We start from the raw sequence: 21492 nt of genomic DNA, 5'->3' as shown, positions 1-21492 counted from the left end.
GTGATCGTCACGCTGTTCCCCGATCACGCCTGGTTCCCGGCCTACGACGGCACCTCGACCGGGTCGCCGTCGGGCCCGACCGGGTGGCGCGGGTCCGCGTCGCTCCGGATGTCGATCTTCCAGCCGGTGAGCCGGGCGGCCAGCCGGGCGTTCTGCCCCTCCTTGCCGATGGCCAGCGACAGCTGGAAGTCCGGGACGACCACGCGGGCGATCCGGGCGCGCTCGTCCAGCACCGTCACCGACACCACCTTCGACGGGGACAGCGCGTTCCCGACGAACTCGGCCGGGTCCTCGGACCAGTCGATGATGTCGATCTTCTCGCCGGCGAGCTCGCCCATCACGCCACGGACCCGCGCGCCCATCGGGCCGATGCAGGCGCCCTTGGCGTTGAGGCCGGGCCGGGTCGACCGGACCGCGATCTTGGAGCGGAAGCCGGACTCGCGGGCCACCGAGACGATCTCGACCGAGCCGTCGACGAGCTCGGGCACCTCGAGCGCGAACAGCTTGCGCACCAGGTTGGGGTGCGTGCGGGAGAGCGTGATCGAGGTACCGCGCGGGCCCCGGGTGACCCCGATGACATAGCACCGGATCCGATCGCCGTGCGAGTACACCTCGCCGGGCACCTGCTCGGCAGCCGGGAGGACCGCCTCGGTGCCCCCGGAGCCGCCGAGCGCGACGACGACCACACCGCGGGCGTTGGCCCGGGCGTCGCGCTGCACGACGCCGGCGACGACCTCGCCCTCCTTCGTGGCGAACTCGCCGTAGGTGCGCTCGTGCTCGGCGTCGCGCAGCCGCTGGACGATCACCTGGCGGGCGGTGGTGGCCGCGATGCGGCCGAAGCCCTCCGGAGTGTCGTCGAACTCCGGGCCGGGGGTGCCGTCGTCGGCGGCGTCCTCGGGCGCCCGGGCCAGCACGCGGACGACCCCGGTCTTGCGGTCGATGTCGACCCGGGCGTCGTAGTAGCTGCCCTCGGTGTGCTTGTAGGCGGTGAGCAGCGCGGTCTCGATCGCCTCCAGCACCGTCTCGAACGGGATCTCCTTGTCCCGCTCGATGGCCCGCAGTGCGGGAATGTCGACGTTCACCGGTTCTCCTCGTCCGCGCTGGTCTCGCTGCTCGTGCTGCTCTCGCTGATGACACCGTCGGCGCCGGCCCCGTCCGCCCCCAGCAGGGCGGTCTCGGCCTTCGGCGCGGGCTTGAACTCCACCTGTACCTGGGCGTGCGCCACGTCGCTGTAGGCGATCTCGCGCAGCTCGGGCTCCTTGCGACCGGGCACCGCCACCTGCACCCGCTCGTCGTCGGCGCGCCCGATCCGGGCGTCGATGCTGTCGCCGCCGGCGAGGGTGATCCGGGCCAGCCGCAGGAAGTTCCGCCGCCAGTGCCGGGGCCGGGTGAGCGGCCGGTCGACACCCGGCGAGGTCACCTCGAGGGTGTAGGAACCCTCGATCAGGTGCTCGTGCGGGTCCAGCTCGGCGGCGGCGGTCCGGCTGAGCCGGGCGATGTCGTCGAGGTCGATGCCGGTGGCGGTGGAGCCCTCCGGCAGGTCGACGACGAGCTTCACCGCGTGCCGGCGGCCTGCGGTGCGGACCTCGACGGCGTCGATCTCCAGCCCGGCGCCGACGACGACGGGCTCGAGCACGCCGCGCAGCTGGTCGGCCAGCTGTGCGGGGTCCGGACTGCGCATCGGGTGTCTCTCCTCGTCGTTCGGCTTCGGTGTCGTTCAGCTTCGGTGGCGTTCGGCTTCGTCGTCGTTCAGCTTCGTCGTGCTCGGGTCGGTCGTGCCCGGCCGCCGTCGTGCCCGCGCCGGTCGTGATCACGTGCGTCGCCGGCCGTTCCCGCCCGGGCCCCGCCGCGGTGGCCGCTCCTGTCGTCGGCGTGACCGCACCCGGGCACGACCGCATCGCGGCTCGGCTCGGGAACGGGCACCGTCGCGGGCGGCGGGGCGCCGGACCGGATGACGGCAGGGACGGCCGACGAGCCTAGCGCGTTCGTCCCGGCCGCCGTCGGCCGCGGTCGGCAGGACGCGTGCCGTCCGGCAGCGGGCAGGTCGCCCGGTCGGTGACAGGACGCCCGGGACCGGCTGGCAGCATGACCGTTCGTGAGCGACCGGAGACGAGCCGTGCCGATGCCGGCCGGGACAGCCCGGCGACACCCGGCCCGCGCGTTCACCCGGCGCCGGATGCTCGCGACGACCGCGGCGACCGTCGCCCTCCCCCCGGTCCTCGCCGCCTGCGCACCGGGCGGGCAACGGCAGGACGACGCGACCGACGCGCTCCTGGCGCTGGCCGACGCCGCCCGGATGGACGCGGCCCTGGCGGTCGCGGCCGTCACCGCCGACCCGGCGCTGGCCGGACGGCTCGAGCCGCTGCGGGCGGCCCGGATGGAGCACGCCGCCGCGCTCGACCAGGCAGGCGGCCGCGCGCCCGGTTCGGCGCCCACCCCGGCGAGCCCGCCGGCGGCGGACCTCGCCGCGGTGCGCGACTCGGTCGCGGCCGCCGCACGGACCGCGGGCGAGGTCGTCCCGCAGGCGTCCGCCCTGCAGGTCGGGCTGGTCGCCGAGGTGGCCGCCTGCTGCGCGACCTACGCGGCGGTGCTGCAGTGAACCGGCCCTCCGCCGTCCGGGCCCCCGCGTCGCAGGAGCAGGACGACCAGAGCATCCCGCAGGTCACCGTGGAGGCCCTGCAGCGGGCGCTGGCCAGCGAGCACGCCGCGCTGTGGGCCTACAAGATGGCGCTGGCGTTCGTGCCACCCGACTGGGCCGACCGGGCCCGCAGTGACATCGAGGCGCACACGACGCTGCGCGGACAGATCACCCAGACCCTCTCCGTCGACGTCGGGGCACGCCCGGTCTCGGCGCAGCCCGCCTACACCCCGCCGCAGCCGGTCGTCGACGCACCGTCCGCGGGCGCGCTGCTGGTCTCGGCGGAGACCGACGCGATCGCGGCCTGGCGGTCGGTGACCGAGCGGTCCGCGCAGGTCCCGCTCCGCGAGGCGGGGCTGAAAGCCATGATCGAGTGCACCGGGCGGCTCGCGTTCTGGCGCCGGGTGACCGAGCGCTCCCCCGTCGTGCCGGTCTTCCCCGGGCGGTCCTGAGCTCCGCGACGGCCCGGTCAGGAGCGCAGCGCCCGGACGGCCAGGTCGACGTCGTCGGGGGTGTTGGCCAGGTGGAACGACAGCCGCGCGGCGCCGTCGCGGACTGCCGCGCGGATCCCGGCCGCGGCCAGCTTCCCGGCCGCGCCGTCGGCCCGCACGGACACGATCGCCGACCCGGTGGGTGCCATGCCGAGCCGCTCGCGCAGGTCGTCGGCGAGCCCGGCGCAGTGCGCCCGCAGCGCCGCCGGGTCGAGCGAGGCCAGCCACGGCACCGTCACCGCGGACCCGGCGTGGGCGATCCACACCGGTGCCTCCTCGGCACCGGCCGGGCCGGGGCGGGCCGGTGGGTCCGGGGTGTAGAGCCCGCCGCCCCAACGGTCCCGGGCGCCGTACCACCCTGCGCCGTGCCGGACGACCTCCGGCCACCGCTGCCCGCCCGGCGGACCCTCCACCCAGGACGGCCGCTGGGCCAGCCAGGCGGTGCCGCGCGGGCCGAGCAGCCACTTGTACCCCGCCCCGACGACGGCGTCGGCCCGGGCGTCGCGCAGCGGCAGCCAGCCCGCGGCCTGGGTCACGTCGAGCAGCAGCCGGACGCCGTGGCGCTCCCGGGCGGCCCGCAGCGCGCCGAGGTCGGCGAGGCGGCCGTCGGCGGACTGCACGGCCGAGACCGCGACGAGGTCGTGCCCGCCGGCCTGCGCGGCGAGTTCCTCCAGGGGTGCCTCGGTGACCCGCACCCCGCGGTGCGCCTGCGCCGCGAACGGCCGGGTGACGCTGGAGAACTCCCCGGCCGCGACCAGCACCCGGGTGCCGTCCGGGACCGACGCGGCCAGCGGGCCGATCAGCCCGGACGCCGTCGCGCCCTGCGCCACGTCGCCGACCGGGACCCCGGTGATCGCGGCGAACCCGGCGCGGGCGGTCTCCACGTCGGCGTCGAAGTCCGCGGGCGCGGTGTCGGCCTCCGCCCACCGCCGTACCACCTCGGCCACCGCCGCGGAGGCACACAGCGGCGGCACACCGATACTGGCGGTGTTGAGATAGCCCGGACGGTGCGGCAACTCCCGGCCGAAGGCCGTGACGGTGTCTTCCACGACGTCTCCCACGCTGCCCGAGCGTAGCGAGGGTCCTAGGTTGGGCCCGTGCACAGCGAGCTGATCGAGATCCGGACCGGCTCCGAGGAGACCGTGGTCGACCTGACGAGCCGGATCGAACGTTTCCTCACCGACGCGGGCGGCGGCGACGGCCTGCTCCACGTGTTCGTCCCGCACGCCACCGCCGGGATCGCGGTGATCGAGACCGGGGCGGGCAGCGACGCGGACCTGCTCGCCCAGCTCCGCGAGGTCCTGCCCGCCGACGACCGCTGGCGGCACCGGCACGGCAGCGCGGGCCACGGCCGCGACCACGTGCTGCCGGCGTTCGTGCCGCCGTCCATGACGGTCCCGGTGCTCGACGGGCGCCCGGCGCTCGGCACCTGGCAGTCGGTGTGCCTGATCGACACCAACGTGGACAACCCGACGCGCTCGGTGCGGCTGTCGCTGCTGCCCGGCTGACCGCTGCGGTCGTCCCGACGACCCGGCTCCCGCAGCCGCCGTCCGGCGCGGTTGCACCGCGTCGTACGCTGCGCCGGTGACCTCCGGCCGGGCGACGACCAGCCGTCCGGGCGCGCCACCGCAGGCTCGCCCGGCCGGGTCCCCTTCCCCCGACTCCCCGCCCGGTCCCGGGCGCCGGCTCCGGCCCGCGCTCGCCGCCGTCGTGGCGGTGCTGCTCGTGGCCGGCACGGCCGCGGCGCTGACGTCCGGCGGCTCCACCGGGCCGGAACCGGCCGCGGCGGCCCCGGCGACGTCGGAGGCGTTCGCGGTGACCCCGCCCTCGGGGTGGACCGTCGCACCTGCCGGGGCGCCGGGCCTGGACGTGTTCGGGGTCCCGTTCACCCGGCTCGCCGAGGTCCCACCGTTCGTCGCAGGCCACTGCCCCGCGGACGCCACCCCCCGCGGGGTCGCCGCGGCCGCGCTCGTCGCCGTACCGGCCGGGACGACGGTCGGGCAGGCGGCCGAGGCGTTCGCCCGCGGTGCCGCCGAGTCCGCCTACGCCGGGTCGGCACCCCAGGTGGCGGTCGGGCCGGCCGGCCCGCGGCCCGGCGGTGCGGGCCCCGAGGGCCCGGAGGGCTCGTGGGTGGAGGCGACCGTACGGACCGACGGCACGACCGCCGGGGCCGCCGGATGCCGTGCCACCGACGGGTCCGTCGGGGTGCTGGCGGTACCCCGCACCCAGGCGCAGGACGGCTCCACCGGCGTCGCGATGCTCGTCGTGGCCGCGGACACCGCGGGCGGACCGGGCGACGCCGTTCCGCAGCAGGACCTCACCGACCTCGCGGAGTCGGCGGTCGCGCCCGCCCGCTGACCCCGGCGTTCGCCGGTGCGCGGACCGGGGCAGTGCTCAGCCGCGGGCTCAGCCGCCCCGGACGACCCCCGCCACGTGCCCGGCCACGCCCTCGCGCGGGATCTCGGTCCGCTCACCGGTGGCCCGGTCCTTCAGCTCGACCGTGCCGTCGGCCAGCCCGCGCCCGACGACGACGATCGTGGGGACCCCGACCAGCTCGGCGTCGGCGAACTTGACGCCGGGGCTGGCCTTGCGGTCGTCGAGCAGCACCGACAGGCCCTGTGCCTCCAGCTCGGCCGCGACGGCCTCGCCGCCCTCGAGCAGCTCGGCGGACTTCCCGGCGACCACGACGTGCACGTCGAACGGCGCGACCGACCGCGGCCACACCAGCCCCGACTCGTCGTGGCACTGCTCGGCGACCGCGGCGACCAGCCGGGACACCCCGATGCCGTAGGACCCCATGGTGATCCGGATCGGCTTCGAGTCCGGGCCCAGCGCGTCGAGGGCGAACGCGTCGGCGTACTTGCGGCCCAGCTGGAAGATGTGCCCGATCTCGATGCCGCGGGCGGCCTCGAGCTCACCGCTGCCGTCGGGGGCGAGGTCGCCGGCACGCACCTCGGCGGCCTCGATGGTCCCGTCCGGGGTGAAGTCGCGCCCGCACACCAGGTCGACGACGTGGTGGTCGGCCTTGTCGGCGCCGGTCACCCAGGCGGTGCCGGGGACGATCCGCGGGTCGACGAGGTAGCGGACCCCGTTCGCGGCCAGCGCACCCGGCCCGATGTAGCCCTTGACCAGGAAGTCGTGCCGGGCGAAGTCGGCCTCCTCCAGCAGCTCCACCTGGGCGGGCTCGAGCCCCGCCTCGAGCCGCTTCATGTCGACCTCGCGGTCCCCGGGCACACCGACGCCGAGCAGCTCCCACTCGTCCGCCCCGGGCTGCTTGATCTTCACCAGGACGTTCTTCAGGGTGTCCGCCGCGGTGAACGTCCGGTCGGTGTGCGCGTTGAGGAACGCGACCAGCGACTCGATGGTCGGGGTGTCCGGGGTGTGGTGCACCTGGGCCGGGGCCAGCCCCTCGATCTCCCGCGCCGGGGGCGCCGGGGTGGTCACCGCCTCCACGTTCGCGGCGTACCCGCCCGCGCTGCGGACGAAGGTGTCCTCGCCGGTCGCGGACTCGGCCAGGAACTCCTCGGACGCCGAGCCGCCCATCGCGCCGGACGTGGCCGCCACGATCACGTACGTCAGCCCGAGCCGGTCGAAGATCTTGACGTAGGCCTCGCGGTGCTTGCGGTAGGACTCCGACAGCCCCTCGTCGGACAGGTCGAACGAGTAGGAGTCCTTCATCAGGAACTCGCGGCCGCGCAGGATGCCCGCGCGGGGCCGCTCCTCGTCGCGGTACTTGTTCTGGATCTGATACAGCACGACCGGGTAGTCCTTGTAGGACGAGTACTCGCCCTTCACCGCGAGCGTGAACAGCTCCTCGTGGGTGGGGCCGAGCAGGTAGTCGGCACCCTTGCGGTCCTTGATCCGGAACAGCGCGGGTCCGTACTCGGTCCACCGGTTCGTCGCCTGGTACGGCTCGCGCGGCAGCAGCGCCGGGAACTGGATCTCCTGGCCGCCCATGGCGTCCATCTCCTCGCGCACGACGTTCTCGATGCGGCGGAGCACCTTGAGACCGAGCGGCAGCCAGGAGTAGACGCCGGGGGCCACGCGACGGACGTAGCCGGCGCGGACCAGCAGCTTGTGGCTGGGTACCTCCGCGTCGGCCGGGTCCTCGCGCAGGGTGCGCAGGAACAGCGACGACATCCGGGTCAACACCCGGGTCAGGGTAGCCACAGCCGTCACGCGGCTTCATCCAGGTTCCCGCGGGAACACCCGGCGGGGCCCGGGAGTTGGCCCGGGCATGGGAGCCGAACAGCACGAGCTGCTCGAGAACGCACGGCAGGGCACGCTGGCGACGATCAAACGCAGCGGGATGCCGCAGCTGTCGCCGGTGACGCCGTACTACGACCGCGCCGCCGGGACGATCGGCGTCTCGATGACCGAGGGCCGGGCGAAGACGGCCAACCTGCGCCGCGACCCGCGGGCCGCGCTGTCGGTCGAGAGCGGCGACGGGCGGGCCTGGGCCACCGCCGAGGGCCCGGTCGAGCTGGTCGGGCCGGACGACTCCCCGGACGGCCCCGCGGTCCAGGCGCTGGTCGACTGGTACCGCGCCGCCGCGGGCGAGCACCCGGACTGGGACGACTTCCGTGCCGCCATGGTCCGCGACCGGCGGGTGCTCATGACGATGCGCGTGCAGCGCGTCTACGGCGAGCGCATCGGCTGAGCGGCGGCGCTCAGTGCCGATGCTCGCTCCGCGGGCTCCGCTCGGGGCTGATGTTCGCTCCGCAGGCTCCGCTCAGGGCTGATGTTCGCTCCGCAGGCTCCGCTCGGGGCTGATGTTCGCTCCGCAGGCTCCGCTCAGGGCTGATGTTCGCTCCGCAGGCTCCGCTCAGGGCTGATGTTCGCTCCGCAGGCTCCGCTCAGTTGCGAAGGGCTGATGTTCGCTCCGCAGGCTCCGCTCAGCCGATGGCGGGGCGGACCGCCCAGCGGCCGGGCAGGTCGTAGAGCCAGCCGGCCCGCAGCGCGGTCAGCGCCCGGTGCAGCGCCAGTGTCGCCACGACGGCGGCGGCGGTGACCGCGGCGACCAGCGCGTACTGCGCGGGTGCGGGCAGCTGCACCCCGGACAGCAGCGCGGTCAGCCCGCCGATCATCAGGATGTTCGTGAGGTAGATCGGCAGCGTGCGGCGGCCGAGCGCGACCGCGACCCGGCCGACCCGCCACCGGGCGAGTTGGGCGGCGGCCAGCACCCCGCCCGCGACCGCGATCAGGTTCAGCGCGAACGCGACGCCGGGGATCTCCCGCAGCCCGAACACCACCGAGGCGGCGGCGGTACCGCCGGCCAGGACGGCCACCGCGAGCACCCGCAGCGGCGACGTCGCCGCCGCCAGCCGCTCGACGAGCGCGCGCCCGTGCCAGCCGAGCACGAAGAAGAACGCGTACCGCGCCATGAACATCCAGGCGAACGAGTCGATCTCGATCGTGCCCGCGCCGACCAGCGCACTCAGGACCCCGGTCCCGACCAGCAGCACCGCGGCGGGGACCCGCTGCAGCAGTCGCGCCGCCACCGAGAAGAGCGCGAGTGCGTACAGGAACCACATCGACGGCGCCGGGAGCAGCGGGCTGAACAGCAGCCCGTTCGCGTCCTGGGTGGCGAGACCGGGGGCGGTACCGGCGGGCAGCGCCGCCATCACCCCGAACTGCACGGTCGTCCAGAGCAGGTAGAGCCAGGCGAACAGGGCGACCCGCTTGTGCAGCAGCGTCCGCCACGGCCGGGTCAGTGCCGCGGCGAGGAACAGCCCCGAGGCCAGGAAGAACAGCGGCATCCGCAGCGAGGCCAGTGCCGTGTTCAGCATCTCGAGCGGGCCGGGCACCAGCCCGTGCAGGCCCAGGAACATCACCGCGTGGTGCAGCACCACCAGCACGATGCAGATCCCCTTCGCGGCATCCACCCACGCGGTACGGGGGCGGGGACGGTCGTCCCCGGGCCGTCGCGGCGGGGGGAACGTCGCGGGGACCGTGCCGATCGGGGCGATCCGCACGGTGGATCGGCGCTCGGCTCGGTGGCGGGCCATGGGCTGCTCCGTCGTCGGGGCCACGGGCGTGCCGGACCGTAGAGCAGCGACCCTGAGACGACGCTGAGCGAGCTTGCGGAGCGAAACGTCAGACACTGAGCGAGCTTGCGGAGCGAAACAACCAGCACCAGCGAGATTGCGCAGCGAAGCAATTAGCGCCGTGCGAGCGTGCGGAGCGAACAACCGCCCCCGCCCGCTCGCCCAGCAGAACTCAGGCGGCCGGCCGGTCCAGCAGCTCCGCGAGCAGCCCCGCGACGACGGGCGTCTCGACCAGGAACCCGTCGTGCCCGTACGGCGAGTCGATCACCTTGACCGGGTCGGCGTGCGGGATCCCCGCGGCCAGCTCCTCCTGCTCGGCCACCGGGTACAGCCGGTCCGAGGTGACACCGGCGACGTAGGTCCGGGCCCGTACCCGGCTCAGCGCGGACTCCACGCCACCGCGGTCGCGACCCACGTCGTGATGGTTCATGAGCTGGGTCAGCCGGACGTAGGACGCGGCGTCGAACCGGCGCACGAGCTTGTTCGCGTGGTGGTCCAGGTACGACTCGATGGCGTACCGGCCGCCGGCGTAGGGGTCCTCGTCGTCCTGCGGGTCACGGCCGAACCGCGTCGCGAGCTCCTCACCGGACCGGTAGCTCAGGTGCGCGATCCGGCGGGCGATGCCGAGGCCGCGCCACGGGCCCTCGGGGGCGTCGTGGTAGTCGCCGCCGCGCCAGTGCGGGTCCGCCCGGATGGCCTCGATCTGCGGGTTGGCCCAGCCGATCTGGTCGGCCGACGAGGCCGCCGGGCCGGCCAGCATGAACAGCCGTTGCACCCGGTCGGGCTCGGTCGCGGCCCATTCCAGGGACCGCATCGAGCCCATCGACCCGCCGATCACGCACGCGAAGGCGTCGATGCCGAGGGCATCGGCGAGGTGCTGCTCCGCGGCCACCGTGTCCCGCACGGTGACCAGCGGGAACCGGCTCCCCCACGGGCGCCCGTCCGGCGCGGTGGACGCCGGCCCGGTGCTGCCCTGGCAGCCGCCGACCGCGTTCGGGGCGACGACGAACCAGTGGGCCGGGTCGAGCGGCCCGCCGGGCGTGATGAGCCCGGGCCACCACCCGGCGGTCGGGTGCCCGGGGCCGGCCGGCCCCTCGATGTGGGTGTCACCGGTGAGGGCGTGCAGCACCAGGACGGCGTTGGAGCCGTCCGGAGCGAGCTCGCCCCAGGTCTCGTACGACAGCCGGACGCCGGGCAGCTCGCCGCCGGCCTGCAGCTTCAGCGGGGCGGGCAGATCGAGGAACCGGCGTCGGCCGGGGTCGTCCCCCTCCCGCCAGGCACCGCTGGCGGGAGGGAGACGGTTCGTGCTGATCAACTTCTGGGCACCTTTCCCCTAGGCGCCCTTCGACGCCCGGAAACCCGCATCCAGGTCGGCCTTGATGTCCTCGATGCCCTCCAGCCCGACCGAGAGCCGGACCAGGCCCGGGGCGACACCGGCGGCCAGCTGCTCCTCACCGGAGAGCTGGCTGTGCGTGGTGGACGCGGGGTGGATCACGAGGCTGCGGACGTCACCGATGTTGGCGAGGTGGCTGTGCAGCTCGAGGGCGTCGACGAACTTACGGCCCGCCTCGAGGCCGCCGCGCAGCTCGAAGGACACGATCGCGCCGCCGCCCTTGGGCAGGTAGCGCTGCTGCAGCTGGTGCCACGGGCTCGACGGCAGGCCGGCGTAGTGCACCTTCTCGACCTCGTCGCGCTGCTCCAGCCACTCGGCGAGGGCCTGGGCGTTCTCGTTGTGGCGCTCGATCCGCAGCGACAGCGTCTCGATGCCCTGCAGCAGCAGGAAGCTGCTGTGCGGCGAGATGGCCGGGCCGAGGTCGCGCAGCAGCTGCACCCGCAGCTTGATCAGGTACGACTGGGCGCCGAGGGCCTCCCAGTAGTTCAGCCCGTGGTAGCTCGGGTCCGGCGTGGTGAGGCCCGGGTACCGCTCGGCGTGCGCGCCCCAGTCGAAGGTGCCGGAGTCGACGACGACGCCGCCGATCGTGGTGCCGTGGCCGCCGAGGAACTTGGTGGCCGAGTGGATGACGATGTCGGCGCCGTGCTCGATCGGACGCAGCAGGTACGGCGACGGGATCGTGTTGTCGACCAGCAGCGGGACGCCGTTGTCGTGGGCGACCTGCGCCACGGCGGCGATGTCGAGGACGTTGCCGCGCGGGTTGCCCAGCGTCTCGCCGTAGAAGGCCTTGGTGTTGGGCCGGACGGCGGCCTTCCACGCCTCGGGGTCGTCCGGGTCGTCGACGAACGAGACCTCGATCCCCATCTTCGGGAACGTGTAGTGGAACAGGTTGTAGGTGCCGCCGTAGAGCGAGGCCGAGGAGACCACGTGCGAGCCGGCCTCGGCGATGTTCAGCAGCGCCAGGGTCTGCGCCGCCTGCCCCGAGGCGAACGCGACCGCACCGAGACCGCCCTCGAGGGCCGCGACCCGCTGCTCCAGGACGTCCTGGGTCGGGTTCATGATCCGGGTGTAGATGTTCCCGAGCTCGGCCAGCCCGAACAGGTTCGCCGCGTGCTCGGTGTCCCGGAACGCGTACGACGTCGTCTGGTAGATCGGCGTCGCCCGGGCACCCGTGGTCGGGTCCGGGGACGCGCCCGCGTGCACCTGCTTGGTCTCGAAGGACCAGGAGGCGGTCGGGTCCGGGTCGGTCATGGGTAACTCCTCGGTGTCGGCCGGCACCATCGGCGGTCGGCGCCGATCACCTCGTGGATCGGCGGTGTGACGGCCCGCGGCGTCGGCGGTGTGGTCGGGGCGGATCGGGTGGCGCGGGGTGCGCGCAACCCGTGACGAGCGCGGGGTCAGCGACAGGGACGACAGGCCGCGCTCGTGATCCGCATACAGTCGACGTGGAGGCGCGCCACGAGGCAGGTCACGGGGTCGAACCTAGTCCGGCGATCCACACCACACAACGCCGGGTGGGTGTCACGCAGGAGTGAGCAGGTCTCGGACAGCGGCGACATTCCGGGCAGCCGGCGGCGACATTCCGGGCGGCCACTAGGCTGGCCCGCCGTGCTCGTGCTGCTGCCGCCCTCGGAGACCAAGCGTGGCGGAGGGGACGGCCCCCCGCTCGACCTGTCCGCGCTCTCCCACGACGCCGAGCTCGGCGCCGTCCGCAAGGAGCTCGTCGACGAGCTCGTCGCCCTGGCCGGGGACCGTCCGGCGGCGCGGCGGGCGCTCGGGGTCTCGGAACGGCAGGACGCCGAGATCGACCGCAACGCCGCGCTCGCGTCCGCCGCGACGATGCCGGCCCTCGACCGCTACACCGGCGTGCTCTACGACGCGCTCGACGCGGGCTCGTTCACCGCGGCCACCCGTGGCCGTGCCCGGTCCCGGCTCGCGGTCTGCTCGGCGCTGTTCGGGCTGCTCGGCGCCGACGACCCGATCCCGCCCTACCGGCTCTCCGCGTCCTCGAAGCTGCCCGGCTCCGGGACGCTGGCCGCGCGCTGGCGGCCGGCGCTGGACCCGCTGCTGGCCCGGATCGCGGCCGGGGAGCTCGTCGTCGACCTGCGCTCCGGCGGCTACGCGGCGCTCGGGGTGGTCCCCGGCGCCGTGACCGTCAACGTGCTCGCCGAGCGTGCCGACGGCAGCCGCTCGGTCGTCAGCCACCACAACAAGTCCCACAAGGGCGGGCTGGCACGGCTGCTGGCGACGTCGCGGGCCGAGCCGTCCGACGCGGCCGCGGTCGTGCGGATCGTCCGCCGGGCCGGGCACGTCGTGGAGCGCACCGGCGATCATCTCGACCTGGTGATCCCGGCCTGATACCGCTCGCCTGACGATCTCGGCCCGATGCCCCGGCCGGGGTGATCTGACATCTGTCACGGCTGCGCCGTGCACAGAACGGGGCAGGATCGTGACAACCGGGCGTTCCGGACAGACCGGCCGGACCGGCAGGATCGTCGTCATGATCGAGCAGCTCAACGCCCTGGTGGACACCCTGCACCCCGCGCTGCAGATCCTGGCCGTGCTGGTGATCGGGATCGTGCCGTTCCTCGAGTCCTACGTCGGTGCGGGCGTCGGGGCGCTGGCGGGCATGCCGGTGATCGTGGCCGTCGTGGCGGCGGTGGCCGGGAACCTGCTCGCGCTGGCCGCCGCGACCTGGCTGGGCACCCGGGCGCGGCGCGGGCTGACCCGGGGCCGGGAGAAGCCGCAGAGCGAGCGCCGGCGCAAGCTCGTCGCCCGGGTGGACCGCTACGGCGTCCCGGTCGCCTCGCTGCTCGCGCCGACGCTGATGGCGATCTCGTTCACCGCCTTCGCCATGGTCGCCGCCGGGCTCGACCGCCGGCAGGTCGTGGTGTGGCAGACGATCACGATCATCGTGTGGGGGGTGCTGTTCGGGGCGCTGGGGCTGGGAGCCCTCACCGCGTTGGGCTGAGCGGAGCCTGCGGAGCGCACCTCCGCACCGCGCGGAGCCTGCGGAGCGCACCTCCACACCGCGCGGAGCCTGCGGAGCGCACCTCCACACCGCGCGGAGCCTGCGGAGCGCACCTCCACACCGCGCGGAGCCTGCGGAGCGAACATCAGCACCGCGCGGAGCCTGCGGAGCGGTCGTCGGCACCGGCCGCCGAAAACCGGTGGCACCGGGCGCCGGGCCGCGGCAGGGTGTCGGTATCCGGAGGGACCGGCGCGCGGGCGACCGCGCAGGGCAGCGGGAGGTGCGTACCGATGGCCGTCACCCGTGCCCGGGTGCGCGCTGCGCACCCGCTCCGCCCGTCCCCGCCCCGCGGCTGACCCGGGCACGAGCGTGCCCGGAGCCGCGCGGCGTCCCTGCTGCCCTCCGGAGCCCGAGAGTGCATTCCTCCCGACGGACCGAACCCGTCCGCCGCCGTCGCCGCCGCTTCGACGACGACGATGTCGACACCTACCGCGCCCCCCACGACAGCGACTTCCACGACAGCGCCCCCCACGACAGCGACGTCGCCGACACCGACGACCGCCGCCGGTCCGGTTTCGGGCCGGCGCAGGCGCACGACGTCGACGGGCGTACCGGGCACGACCCGGACGCCCCACCCGAGGGTGACCGCTGGAGCACCTGGCCGTCGGTGACCGCCGGGGCGCGCGGCCCGCGCCCGTGGCCGGCGTGGCTGGTCACCGACGCCGGCGCCGTCGACCGCGAACACGGGATCCTCAAGACCGGCAAGGAGGCCGACGTCCACCTGGTCGAGCGGGGCCTGCCCGGCCGGCCGGGCGTGCTGCTCGCCGCCAAGCGCTACCGCGACCCGGCGCACCGCTCGTTCCATCGCGACGCCGGCTACCTGGAGGGACGCCGGGTGCGCCGGTCCCGGGAGACCCGGGCGATGGCCCGGCGCACCGCCGTCGGCCGCGACCTGATCGCCGGGCAGTGGGCGGGTGCCGAGTTCACGGCGCTGGCCCGGCTCACGAGGCCGGGGCGCCGGTCCCGTACCCGGTGTCGGTGGCGGGCACCGAGGTGTTGCTGGAGTTCCTCGGGACGCCGGACGGCACCGCCGCACCCCGGCTCGCCGCCACCCGCCCCGCGGCGGACGAGCGCGACGCGTGGTGGCACGAGCTGGCCGGCGCGCTGGGCATCCTCGCCGACCTGGGCTACACCCACGGCGACCTGTCCGCCTACAACGTCCTGGTGCACGACGGCCGTCCGGTGCTGATCGACCTGCCGCAGGTCGTCGACGTCGTCGGCAACCCGCAGGGCCCGGGATTCCTCGAGCGCGACGTCCGCCGACTCGGTGAGTGGTTCACCGCCCGCGGCCTCGACCCGGCCGCTCCGGAACGCCTGCTCACCGAGCTGCGCGAACGCTCGCGGCTCCGCCGCCCGTGAGTGGTTTTCGTGGTTGGGGCCGCGACAACCACTCACGGGCGGCCCGCCGCGGGTGGTCCCCCGTCCGGGGCGTATCGTGGATCAACGAGTGTTCGGCCCATCCGCCGGACCGATTTCCCATCACGGAGCGCGCGCCGCGAGGATGCAGAGCCGCGCCCGGGCCCGTCGGCGCAGCATTCCTCCTCCCCGAGGTCTCCGCAGGACGTGCCACGTCCTGCAAGGAGACCTGTGACCAGGCCCGAATCCCGTCGTCGTCGCGTGACCCGCCCGTCCGGGCCGGCCGGCGACCACGCCACCCGCCGCAGCGAGGGCGACCGCGGCCCCCGCCGGGGCACGGACGCCGGTCGCGGCCCGCGCCGCGACGACCGCTCCGCCCCCGGCCTGCCCGAACACGACCGCGGACGCCGGCCGGGCGCCCGCAGCGACGAGCACCCGAACGCACCCCGGCAGCGGGGCGAGTCCCACGACACCGCCGGCCGTCCCGCGAACGCCGGCGGCGAGCCCCGCCGCGCGGACCGGGACGGCAACGCCGGTGGCGGCCGGCCCCGGCCGGGCGGACGGCGCCGCGGCGGGCAGCGTGCCACCCAGGCGGCGCCCGGACAGCAGCAGAACCCCGCCGGCCCCCGCAAGGGCGGCGCGCGGAAGGGCGCCGGCCGCACCTCGTCGGCCCCGGCGGCGCAGTCGTCGCACGCCGGCGCGGACGTCGTGCAGTGGACTCCCCCGCCGTCGGGCATGCCGTCGTTCGCCGAGCTCGGCCTGCCCGAGCGCCTGGTGAAGGCGCTCGCCGACGAGGGCTTCACCGCGCCGTTCCCGGTGCAGGCCGCCACGCTGCCGGACACCCTCGCCGGCCGGGACCTGCTCGGCCGCGGCCAGACCGGTTCCGGGAAGACGCTCGCGTTCGGCCTGGCCCTGCTCGCCCGCCTCACCGGTGAGCGGGCCCGTCCGACCGCCCCGCGGGGCCTGGTGCTGGTGCCGACCCGGGAGCTCGCGACCCAGGTCGTCGACGTCCTCACCCCGCTGGCCGCGGCGGTGGACCTGCGGGTCACGGCCGTCGTCGGCGGGATGTCGATGAACCGTCAGATCTCCGAGCTGCGGCGGGGCATCGACCTGCTCGTCGCCACCCCCGGCCGGCTGACCGACCACATCCAGCAGGGCACCTGCGATCTGTCCGAGGTCACGGTCGCCGCGCTGGACGAGGCCGACCGGATGGCCGACATGGGCTTCCTGCCGCAGGTCCGCGCGATCCTGGACCGGACGCCGTCCGACGGCCAGCGGCTGCTGTTCTCCGCCACCCTCGACGGCGAGGTCGACACCCTCGTGCGCCGCCACCTCACCGACCCGGTCACGCGGTCGGTGGCACCGCCCACGGCGAGCGTCGACACGATGGAGCACCACGTGCTCGTCGTCCCCCGCGACGACCGGTCCCGGGTGATCGCGGAGATCGCCGCGCGGGAGGGCCGCACGATCCTGTTCGTGCGCACCAAGCACGGCGCCGACCGGATGGTGCGGGTACTGCGCCGCCAGGGGGTCGCGGCCGGCCCGCTGCACGGCGGTCGGTCGCAGAACCAGCGCAACCGCGCGCTCGACGAGTTCCGCACCGGCGAGGTCCCGGTGCTGGTCGCGACGGACGTGGCCGCCCGCGGCATCCACATCGACGACGTCGGCCTGGTCGTGCACGTCGACCCGCCCGCCGACCCGAAGGCCTACCTGCACCGGGCCGGGCGGACGGCGCGGGCCGGGGAGACCGGCGTCGTCGTGACGCTGTCCACCCCGGAGCAGAAGGCGGAGGTGGACACGCTCACCCGGCAGGCGGGCGTGCGTCCCGAGGTGGCGACCGTGGGCCCCGGCCACCCCGACCTGGTGCGCGTCACCGGGTCGCGGGAGCCGTCCGGGGAACCGATCGCGACGCCGAAGCGCCCGCAGCCGAAGCCGAAGCAGGGCCGCCGGCGCCGCTAGGCGGGCCGGTGGCCGGCACCGGCGGTCAGTGCCGCTTCGCCTGGCGGCGGAGCTGCAGGATCCGCCCGGTGCCGGGCACCGCGACGAGCAGGATCCCGGCGATCGCGGCGAACAGCAGCGCCACCCCGGTGGGCAGGGTCCCGGTCAGCCACAGGAAGCTGATCGAGACCGGCTCGCTGTTCTGCAGGATGAACACCAGCAGGAAGATCAGCACGACCGCCGAGAGGATCAGCGCGGCCCACAGCCCGCCGGTGCGGGTGTTTCCCACCCGGCGCTTGACCGTCGGCGTGTCGTCCGCGGACGGCTGCTCCTCGACGGGGACGGCCACGGTCGGCTGCTCCGACGGCTCCACCTCGGCCGACGGGACCCGCATCGCCGGACGGGTCGCCGGATCCGCGGTGGGGTCCTCCGGTCCGACCCGCCCCCACTCCGGTGCGTCGCCACTCCGTCGATCGTCGCTCATCCGAACCGCCTTCCCGGTCGCCGTCGCGCCGGGGAGTATCGCCTACGAACCCGCGGGGCGAGGCAGACGCGCGCGACATGTCGCCCGTGAGTGGTTATCGCGGTCAGGACCGCGATAACCACTCACGGGCGGCGGCGCCGCATCGGGACGTGCGCGATGCCGTCGTCGTCGAACGCCTCCCCCACGACCTCGAAGCCGTGCCGGGCGTAGAAGCCGGCCTGGTCCTGCTGCGCGTCGAGCACGCAGTGCCCGGCACCGACCTCGGCCAGCGCCGCCTCGAGCAGCCGGTGCCCGAGGCCGCGGCGGCGGACGTCGGCCCGGGTGCAGACCCGCCCGATCCGGTACCCGCCGTCGGGCTCCTTCAGCAGCCGCAGCGTCGCGAGCACCTCGGCCGTGTGGCCGTCGGTCAGCCAGTAGTGCCGGGTCCGCGGTTCCAGGTCCCGCCCGTCGAGCTCCTGGTAGGGGCAGCGCTGCTCGACGACGAAGACCTGCGTGCGCAGCGCCAGCAGGGCGTAGAAGGTCTCGAGGTCCAGGTCGGGGGCCCAGCTGCGGCGCACCGTCGCGCCCGGGGTCTGCGCGGCCATCCGCCGTGGGTACCAGAGGCCGGCGGCTCCGCGGAAGCGGTTAGCCTCGGGTGGTGGCCCACCATGATCTGGTCGTCATCGGCACCGGCTCCGGCAACACGTTCCTCGACGAACGGTTCGCCGGCCTCGACGTCGCGCTCGTCGAGCACGGCGTGTTCGGCGGGACCTGCCTGAACGTCGGCTGCATCCCCACCAAGATGTACGTCTACGCCGCCGACGTCGCGGAGATCGTCCGGCACGCCCACACCTACGGCGTCGACGCGAGCGTCGACAAGATCCGCTGGACCGACGTCCGGGACCGGGTGTTCGGCCGCATCGACCCCATCTCGGCCGGGGGCCGGGAGTACCGGGTGGACCGCAGCCCGAACGTGACCGTCTACTTCGGGCACGCCCGGTTCACCGGTGAGCGCGCGCTGGCGGTCGAGCGCACCGACGGCTCCGGCACCGACACGATCAGCGGCGACCGGGTGGTCGTCGCCGCGGGGTCGCGGCCGAGCGTGCCGCCGGCCGTCGCCGCCTCCGGGGTGCCGTTCGAGACCTCCGACACCGTCATGCGGATCGACTCGCTGCCGCGCCGGATGGCGATCCTGGGCGGCGGCTACATCGCGAGCGAGTTCGCGCACGTGTTCTCCGCGCTCGGCGTCGAGGTCACCATGATCGTGCGTGGGGAGAGGCTGCTGCGCCACCTCGACGGCACGATCGCGGACCGCTTCACCAAGGTCGCCACCGCACGCTGGGACTGCCGCCTCGGCCGTCAGGTCGCCGAGGTCTCCGGCGATGGCACCGGTGGTCCCGGCGAGGTACGGCTCACCCTCGACGACGGCTCGGAGGTCGTCGCCGACACGCTGCTCGTGGCGACCGGCCGTGTCCCGAACGGTGACCGCATGGACCTCGACCGGGCCGGGATCACCGTGCACGCCGACGGCCGTGTCGCGGTCGACGAGTACCAGCGCAGCGTCTCCGCCGACGGCGTCTGGGCGCTGGGCGACGTCTCGTCCCCGCACCAGCTCAAGCACGTCGCCAACCACGAGGCGAAGATCGTCGGCCACAACCTGGCGCGGCCGGACGACCTGCGGGCGACGAGCCACGAGCACGTCCCCGCGGCGGTGTTCACCGACCCGCAGATCGCCGCGGTCGGGCTGACCGAGGCGCAGGCCCGCGAGGCCGGGTTCGACATCACCGTGAAGGTCCAGGACTACGGCGACGTCGCCTACGGCTGGGCGATGGAGGACCGCACCGGACTCTGCAAGCTGATCGCCGAGAAGGGCACCGGACGGCTGCTGGGCGCGCACCTGCTGGGCCCGCAGGCGTCCACCCTGGTCCAGCAGCTCGTGCAGGCCATGGTGTTCGGCCAGACCGTCGGCGAGATCGCCACCGGGCAGTACTGGATCCACCCGGCGCTGCCCGAGGTGATCGAGAACGCGCTGCTCGGCCTGGAGGTCTGAGCGGCGCTCAGCCCGCCGCCCGCTCGACCGGCTCGCCCGGGGCCTCCGGGCGGGTCACGGCGTCGGGGTCGTACGGCGTCGCCGGCCGGGTCTCGTCCCGCAGGCCCTCGAGCAGGGTCGTGACCTCGTCCATGATCTTCTTCGTGGCCGCGTCCAGGGTGGTGCGCGTCAGCGGCCTGCCGGCGAACTCGGACAGGTCCACGGGCGGGCCGAGCGCGATCCCGACCCGCTTGCGCGGGCGGAACTGCGGCTTGCCGTCCGCCGGCAGGAACTCCTGGGTGCCCCAGTTGGCCATCGGGATCACCGGCGCTCCCGACTTCAGCGCGATCCGGGCGACGCCGTTCTTCGGCTTCATCGGCCAGCCGTCCGGGTCCGCGGTGTAGGTGCCCTCCGGGTAGACGGCGACGATCTCGCCGCGGCCCAGCGCGTCGATCGCGCCGGTGAACGACTCCCCCACCCGCTTGGACGCCCGGTAGACCGGGATGTGCCCGCCGTGGCCCAGGACCCACTTCACGACAGGGAGATCCCACAGCTCGGCCTTCGCCATGAACCGGGGCATGCGGCCGTGGGTGGTGCCGAACGCGATGTCGAACAGCGGGTCGGAGAACGAGACGTGATTGCCGACCAGCAGCGCGCCGCCCGTGCGCGGCAGGTGCTCACCGCCGCGCCAGCCGATCCGGGTGCCCCACAGCACGAACGGCCAGAGCGCCGAGATCGCCAGACCGAACCAGAACCCCGACCCGCGACGACGGCGGCACACCGTCGCCGCGATCCGCTGCCGCACCGTCAGCTCCGGTGGCATCCCCATCGTGTGCGTCCTCCTCGTCCCCTGGTCGCCGGACATCCTCGCCGGTCCCCGGACATCCTCGCCGGTCGCCGGCGACCGGCTCCACGTGCCCGCGGCACCCGTGACCGGCCCCGGCGCGGCCCGGCCATCCTCGGCGCCGGCCCGCAGGCACGGCCTCCGTGTTCCTACCGGCCGCACCGCATCTCACCGGCGCGAGTGCTCCGCGGTCCATCCTCGTGGCTGTGATACCGCTCGCACCGGCCGCCGGCCGGGCCGTCCGGCGCCCGGGCGTCCGCCGCGGTGTGCGGTGGTCTGCGACCGGGTCCCGCTGGGCAACCGGGTCCGCCCTCCGGCACGCGGGCTGCGCGCCCCGGTGTGACACCGGTCCACCGACCGGCCGCCGCCGGCCCGCCGGACGAACATGCGCGCAGAACCGTCCCGGTGCCGTCGCGCACCCGTCCCCGCGAGGTGTCCGTGCCCGACCCGCTGCCCCGCCTCGAGCGCTCCGGACGGGCCCACCCCGAGCCGGCCGCCGTCGTCCTCGTCGCCCACGGCGGCCGGGCCCGCTCGACGACGCCCGCCGACCGGCCCGGGCTCGCCCACGCGCGGATGCTGCCGTTCGCCCGCGCCCTGGAGCGGGCCGGGCGCGCGCACCGGAGCGGGCTCGGCACCGGCATCGCGGTCCACCTGCTCCGCTACCGCCTGCGCGGCTGGAACGGGCCCGCGATGGACGCGTTCCGCGACGTCGAGTGGGCCCTCGACACGCTCGCCCGGCGCCACCCGGGGCGACCGGTCGCGCTGGTCGGGCACTCGATGGGCGGCCGGGCGGTGCTGCGGGCGGCCGGGGCGCCGGATGTCGTCGCCGTCTGCGCCCTGGCCCCGTGGCTGGACGGCACGGACCCGGTCGGCCAGCTCGCCGGCCGTGCGGTCGTCGTGGCGCACGGTGACCGGGAGCGGATGACCGATCCGGCCGAGTCCTACGCCTACGCCCTGCGCGCCCGTGAGGTGAGCGACCGGGTCGCGCGGTTCGACGTGCTCGGCGACGGCCACGCCATGCTCCGCCGGGCCCGGGACTGGACCGGCCTGGTGCGCGGGTTCGTCCTCGGCGAGCTCGGGGCCGGACCGGCGCCCGAGTGGATCACCGACGCGATGCGGGCGCCCACCCCCGGCGGGCTGCGGGTTCCGCTGCCCGCCCGGCGCGGCGTCCGGCCGGCCACGCACGGGCGTGGCCGCCCCGGCACCCGCGAGCAGTAGGTCGCGAGCGGGCGCCGCCGCCCGCCCTGACCCGCATCGCCCGC

General features: G+C 75.1%; 21 protein-coding genes. 11 read left to right on the top strand and 10 right to left on the bottom strand.

Features of this window, described 5'->3' with window-relative positions:
• Positions 1 to 41: 41 nt before the first annotated feature.
• Both nusA and rimP read right to left on the bottom strand, forming a co-directional pair.
• Entirely contained in the window at positions 42 to 1082 is a 1041-nt protein-coding gene (gene nusA, locus BM093_RS03735) for a transcription termination factor NusA (protein WP_093337150.1), read from the bottom strand.
• Positions 1079 to 1681, bottom strand: coding sequence for a ribosome maturation factor RimP (rimP, locus tag BM093_RS03730; RefSeq protein ID WP_093337147.1), 603 nt, complete (start codon positions 1679 to 1681; stop codon positions 1079 to 1081). The genes nusA and rimP overlap by 4 nt, the downstream gene beginning before the upstream one ends.
• Positions 1682 to 2122: 441 nt before the next feature.
• Between rimP and BM093_RS03725 the strand changes: the two genes are divergently transcribed.
• On the top strand, positions 2123 to 2599 hold the full coding sequence (locus BM093_RS03725) for a hypothetical protein (RefSeq protein WP_093337144.1): 477 nt from the start codon (positions 2123 to 2125) through the stop codon (positions 2597 to 2599).
• Positions 2596 to 3090 carry a ferritin-like domain-containing protein gene (locus BM093_RS03720; RefSeq protein WP_093337141.1) on the top strand — a complete coding sequence of 165 codons (495 nt, stop codon included), beginning with the start codon at positions 2596 to 2598 and terminating at the stop codon, positions 3088 to 3090. The genes BM093_RS03725 and BM093_RS03720 overlap by 4 nt, the downstream gene beginning before the upstream one ends.
• A gap of 17 nt (positions 3091 to 3107) precedes the next feature.
• Here BM093_RS03720 and BM093_RS03715 read toward each other — a convergent pair whose 3' ends face one another.
• Positions 3108 to 4190: an aminotransferase class V-fold PLP-dependent enzyme gene (locus tag BM093_RS03715; RefSeq protein ID WP_245773281.1), complete on the bottom strand. Its 1083-nt coding sequence runs from the start codon at positions 4188 to 4190 to the stop codon at positions 3108 to 3110.
• 36 nt (positions 4191 to 4226) lie between these two features.
• Here BM093_RS03715 and BM093_RS03710 point away from each other — a divergent pair, with 36 nt between their 5' ends.
• A complete protein-coding gene (locus BM093_RS03710) occupies positions 4227 to 4637 on the top strand; it encodes a secondary thiamine-phosphate synthase enzyme YjbQ (protein ID WP_093337138.1) in 411 nt (136 codons plus the stop codon).
• A 76-nt stretch (positions 4638 to 4713) separates the two neighbouring features.
• Positions 4714 to 5487 carry a hypothetical protein gene (locus BM093_RS03705; protein ID WP_143105246.1) on the top strand — a complete coding sequence of 258 codons (774 nt, stop codon included), beginning with the start codon at positions 4714 to 4716 and terminating at the stop codon, positions 5485 to 5487.
• A gap of 48 nt (positions 5488 to 5535) precedes the next feature.
• Here the strand turns inward: BM093_RS03705 and BM093_RS03700 are convergent, their stop codons facing one another.
• A complete protein-coding gene (locus BM093_RS03700; RefSeq protein ID WP_093337514.1) occupies positions 5536 to 7281 on the bottom strand; it encodes a proline--tRNA ligase in 1746 nt (581 codons plus the stop codon).
• An 85-nt stretch (positions 7282 to 7366) separates the two neighbouring features.
• Between BM093_RS03700 and BM093_RS03695 the strand changes: the two genes are divergently transcribed.
• Positions 7367 to 7789, top strand: coding sequence for a PPOX class F420-dependent oxidoreductase (locus BM093_RS03695; protein WP_093337133.1), 423 nt, complete (start codon positions 7367 to 7369; stop codon positions 7787 to 7789).
• Positions 7790 to 8024: 235 nt separating this feature from the next.
• Here the strand turns inward: BM093_RS03695 and BM093_RS03690 are convergent, their stop codons facing one another.
• The 3 genes from BM093_RS03690 to BM093_RS03680 all read right to left on the bottom strand — a co-directional run bounded on the left by BM093_RS03690 (position 8025) and on the right by BM093_RS03680 (position 11820).
• Complete coding sequence (locus tag BM093_RS03690) at positions 8025 to 9137, bottom strand: acyltransferase family protein (RefSeq protein WP_093337130.1); 1113 nt, start codon at positions 9135 to 9137, stop codon at positions 8025 to 8027.
• Positions 9138 to 9348: 211 nt separating this feature from the next.
• The gene (gene metX, locus BM093_RS03685; protein WP_425439097.1) at positions 9349 to 10491 is read right to left on the bottom strand and encodes a homoserine O-acetyltransferase MetX; all 1143 of its coding nucleotides are present in this window, start codon (positions 10489 to 10491) and stop codon (positions 9349 to 9351) included.
• An 18-nt stretch (positions 10492 to 10509) separates the two neighbouring features.
• Complete coding sequence (locus tag BM093_RS03680) at positions 10510 to 11820, bottom strand: bifunctional o-acetylhomoserine/o-acetylserine sulfhydrylase (RefSeq protein ID WP_093337509.1); 1311 nt, start codon at positions 11818 to 11820, stop codon at positions 10510 to 10512.
• A 357-nt stretch (positions 11821 to 12177) separates the two neighbouring features.
• Between BM093_RS03680 and yaaA the strand changes: the two genes are divergently transcribed.
• The 4 genes from yaaA to BM093_RS03660 all read left to right on the top strand — a co-directional run bounded on the left by yaaA (position 12178) and on the right by BM093_RS03660 (position 16915).
• Positions 12178 to 12927, top strand: coding sequence for a peroxide stress protein YaaA (yaaA, locus tag BM093_RS03675; protein ID WP_093337127.1), 750 nt, complete (start codon positions 12178 to 12180; stop codon positions 12925 to 12927).
• 142 nt (positions 12928 to 13069) lie between these two features.
• On the top strand, positions 13070 to 13540 hold the full coding sequence (locus BM093_RS03670) for a hypothetical protein (RefSeq protein WP_093337124.1): 471 nt from the start codon (positions 13070 to 13072) through the stop codon (positions 13538 to 13540).
• 1038 nt (positions 13541 to 14578) lie between these two features.
• On the top strand, positions 14579 to 14959 hold the full coding sequence (locus BM093_RS38295; RefSeq protein WP_425439096.1) for an RIO1 family regulatory kinase/ATPase domain-containing protein: 381 nt from the start codon (positions 14579 to 14581) through the stop codon (positions 14957 to 14959).
• 258 nt (positions 14960 to 15217) lie between these two features.
• Positions 15218 to 16915, top strand: a complete 1698-nt coding sequence (locus BM093_RS03660; protein WP_245773280.1) for a DEAD/DEAH box helicase — start codon at positions 15218 to 15220, stop codon at positions 16913 to 16915.
• Positions 16916 to 16940: 25 nt separating this feature from the next.
• On the opposite strand, the gene BM093_RS03655 is transcribed toward BM093_RS03660, so the two are convergent.
• Both BM093_RS03655 and BM093_RS03650 read right to left on the bottom strand, forming a co-directional pair.
• Positions 16941 to 17378 (bottom strand): LapA family protein, encoded by a 438-nt coding sequence (locus tag BM093_RS03655; RefSeq protein WP_245773279.1) that lies wholly within the window; start codon positions 17376 to 17378, stop codon positions 16941 to 16943.
• A 122-nt stretch (positions 17379 to 17500) separates the two neighbouring features.
• A complete protein-coding gene (locus tag BM093_RS03650) occupies positions 17501 to 17962 on the bottom strand; it encodes a GNAT family N-acetyltransferase (protein ID WP_093337122.1) in 462 nt (153 codons plus the stop codon).
• Between the two features lie 53 nt (positions 17963 to 18015).
• Here BM093_RS03650 and BM093_RS03645 point away from each other — a divergent pair, with 53 nt between their 5' ends.
• The gene (locus tag BM093_RS03645; RefSeq protein ID WP_093337502.1) at positions 18016 to 19407 is read left to right on the top strand and encodes a mycothione reductase; all 1392 of its coding nucleotides are present in this window, start codon (positions 18016 to 18018) and stop codon (positions 19405 to 19407) included.
• A gap of 7 nt (positions 19408 to 19414) precedes the next feature.
• On the opposite strand, the gene BM093_RS03640 is transcribed toward BM093_RS03645, so the two are convergent.
• Complete coding sequence (locus tag BM093_RS03640) at positions 19415 to 20215, bottom strand: lysophospholipid acyltransferase family protein (protein WP_245773278.1); 801 nt, start codon at positions 20213 to 20215, stop codon at positions 19415 to 19417.
• Positions 20216 to 20668: 453 nt separating this feature from the next.
• On the opposite strand from BM093_RS03640, the gene BM093_RS03635 reads away from it, so the two are divergent.
• Positions 20669 to 21448 (top strand): alpha/beta hydrolase, encoded by a 780-nt coding sequence (locus tag BM093_RS03635; protein WP_245773277.1) that lies wholly within the window; start codon positions 20669 to 20671, stop codon positions 21446 to 21448.
• Positions 21449 to 21492 lie beyond the last annotated feature (44 nt).

The sequence above is a fragment of the Pseudonocardia ammonioxydans genome, assembly GCF_900115005.1.
Taxonomy (GTDB): Bacteria; Actinomycetota; Actinomycetes; order Mycobacteriales; family Pseudonocardiaceae; genus Pseudonocardia; species Pseudonocardia ammonioxydans.
This window is presented reverse-complemented; position numbering and strand designations above follow the sequence as displayed.

What these genes read in the sequence shown, in the direction of transcription:
- BM093_RS03690 (WP_093337130.1), bottom strand. Translation starts at nt 9,137, where the DNA reads ATGGCCCGCCACCGAGCCGAGCGCCGATCCACCGTGCGGATCGCCCCG.
- BM093_RS03640 (WP_245773278.1), bottom strand. Translation starts at nt 20,215, where the DNA reads ATGGGGATGCCACCGGAGCTGACGGTGCGGCAGCGGATCGCGGCGACG.
- BM093_RS03670 (WP_093337124.1), top strand. Translation starts at nt 13,070, where the DNA reads ATGATCGAGCAGCTCAACGCCCTGGTGGACACCCTGCACCCCGCGCTG.
- BM093_RS03695 (WP_093337133.1), top strand. Translation starts at nt 7,367, where the DNA reads ATGGGAGCCGAACAGCACGAGCTGCTCGAGAACGCACGGCAGGGCACG.
- rimP (WP_093337147.1), bottom strand. Translation starts at nt 1,681, where the DNA reads ATGCGCAGTCCGGACCCCGCACAGCTGGCCGACCAGCTGCGCGGCGTG.
- BM093_RS03650 (WP_093337122.1), bottom strand. Translation starts at nt 17,962, where the DNA reads ATGGCCGCGCAGACCCCGGGCGCGACGGTGCGCCGCAGCTGGGCCCCC.
- BM093_RS03725 (WP_093337144.1), top strand. Translation starts at nt 2,123, where the DNA reads ATGCCGGCCGGGACAGCCCGGCGACACCCGGCCCGCGCGTTCACCCGG.
- BM093_RS03655 (WP_245773279.1), bottom strand. Translation starts at nt 17,378, where the DNA reads ATGAGCGACGATCGACGGAGTGGCGACGCACCGGAGTGGGGGCGGGTC.
- BM093_RS03680 (WP_093337509.1), bottom strand. Translation starts at nt 11,820, where the DNA reads ATGACCGACCCGGACCCGACCGCCTCCTGGTCCTTCGAGACCAAGCAG.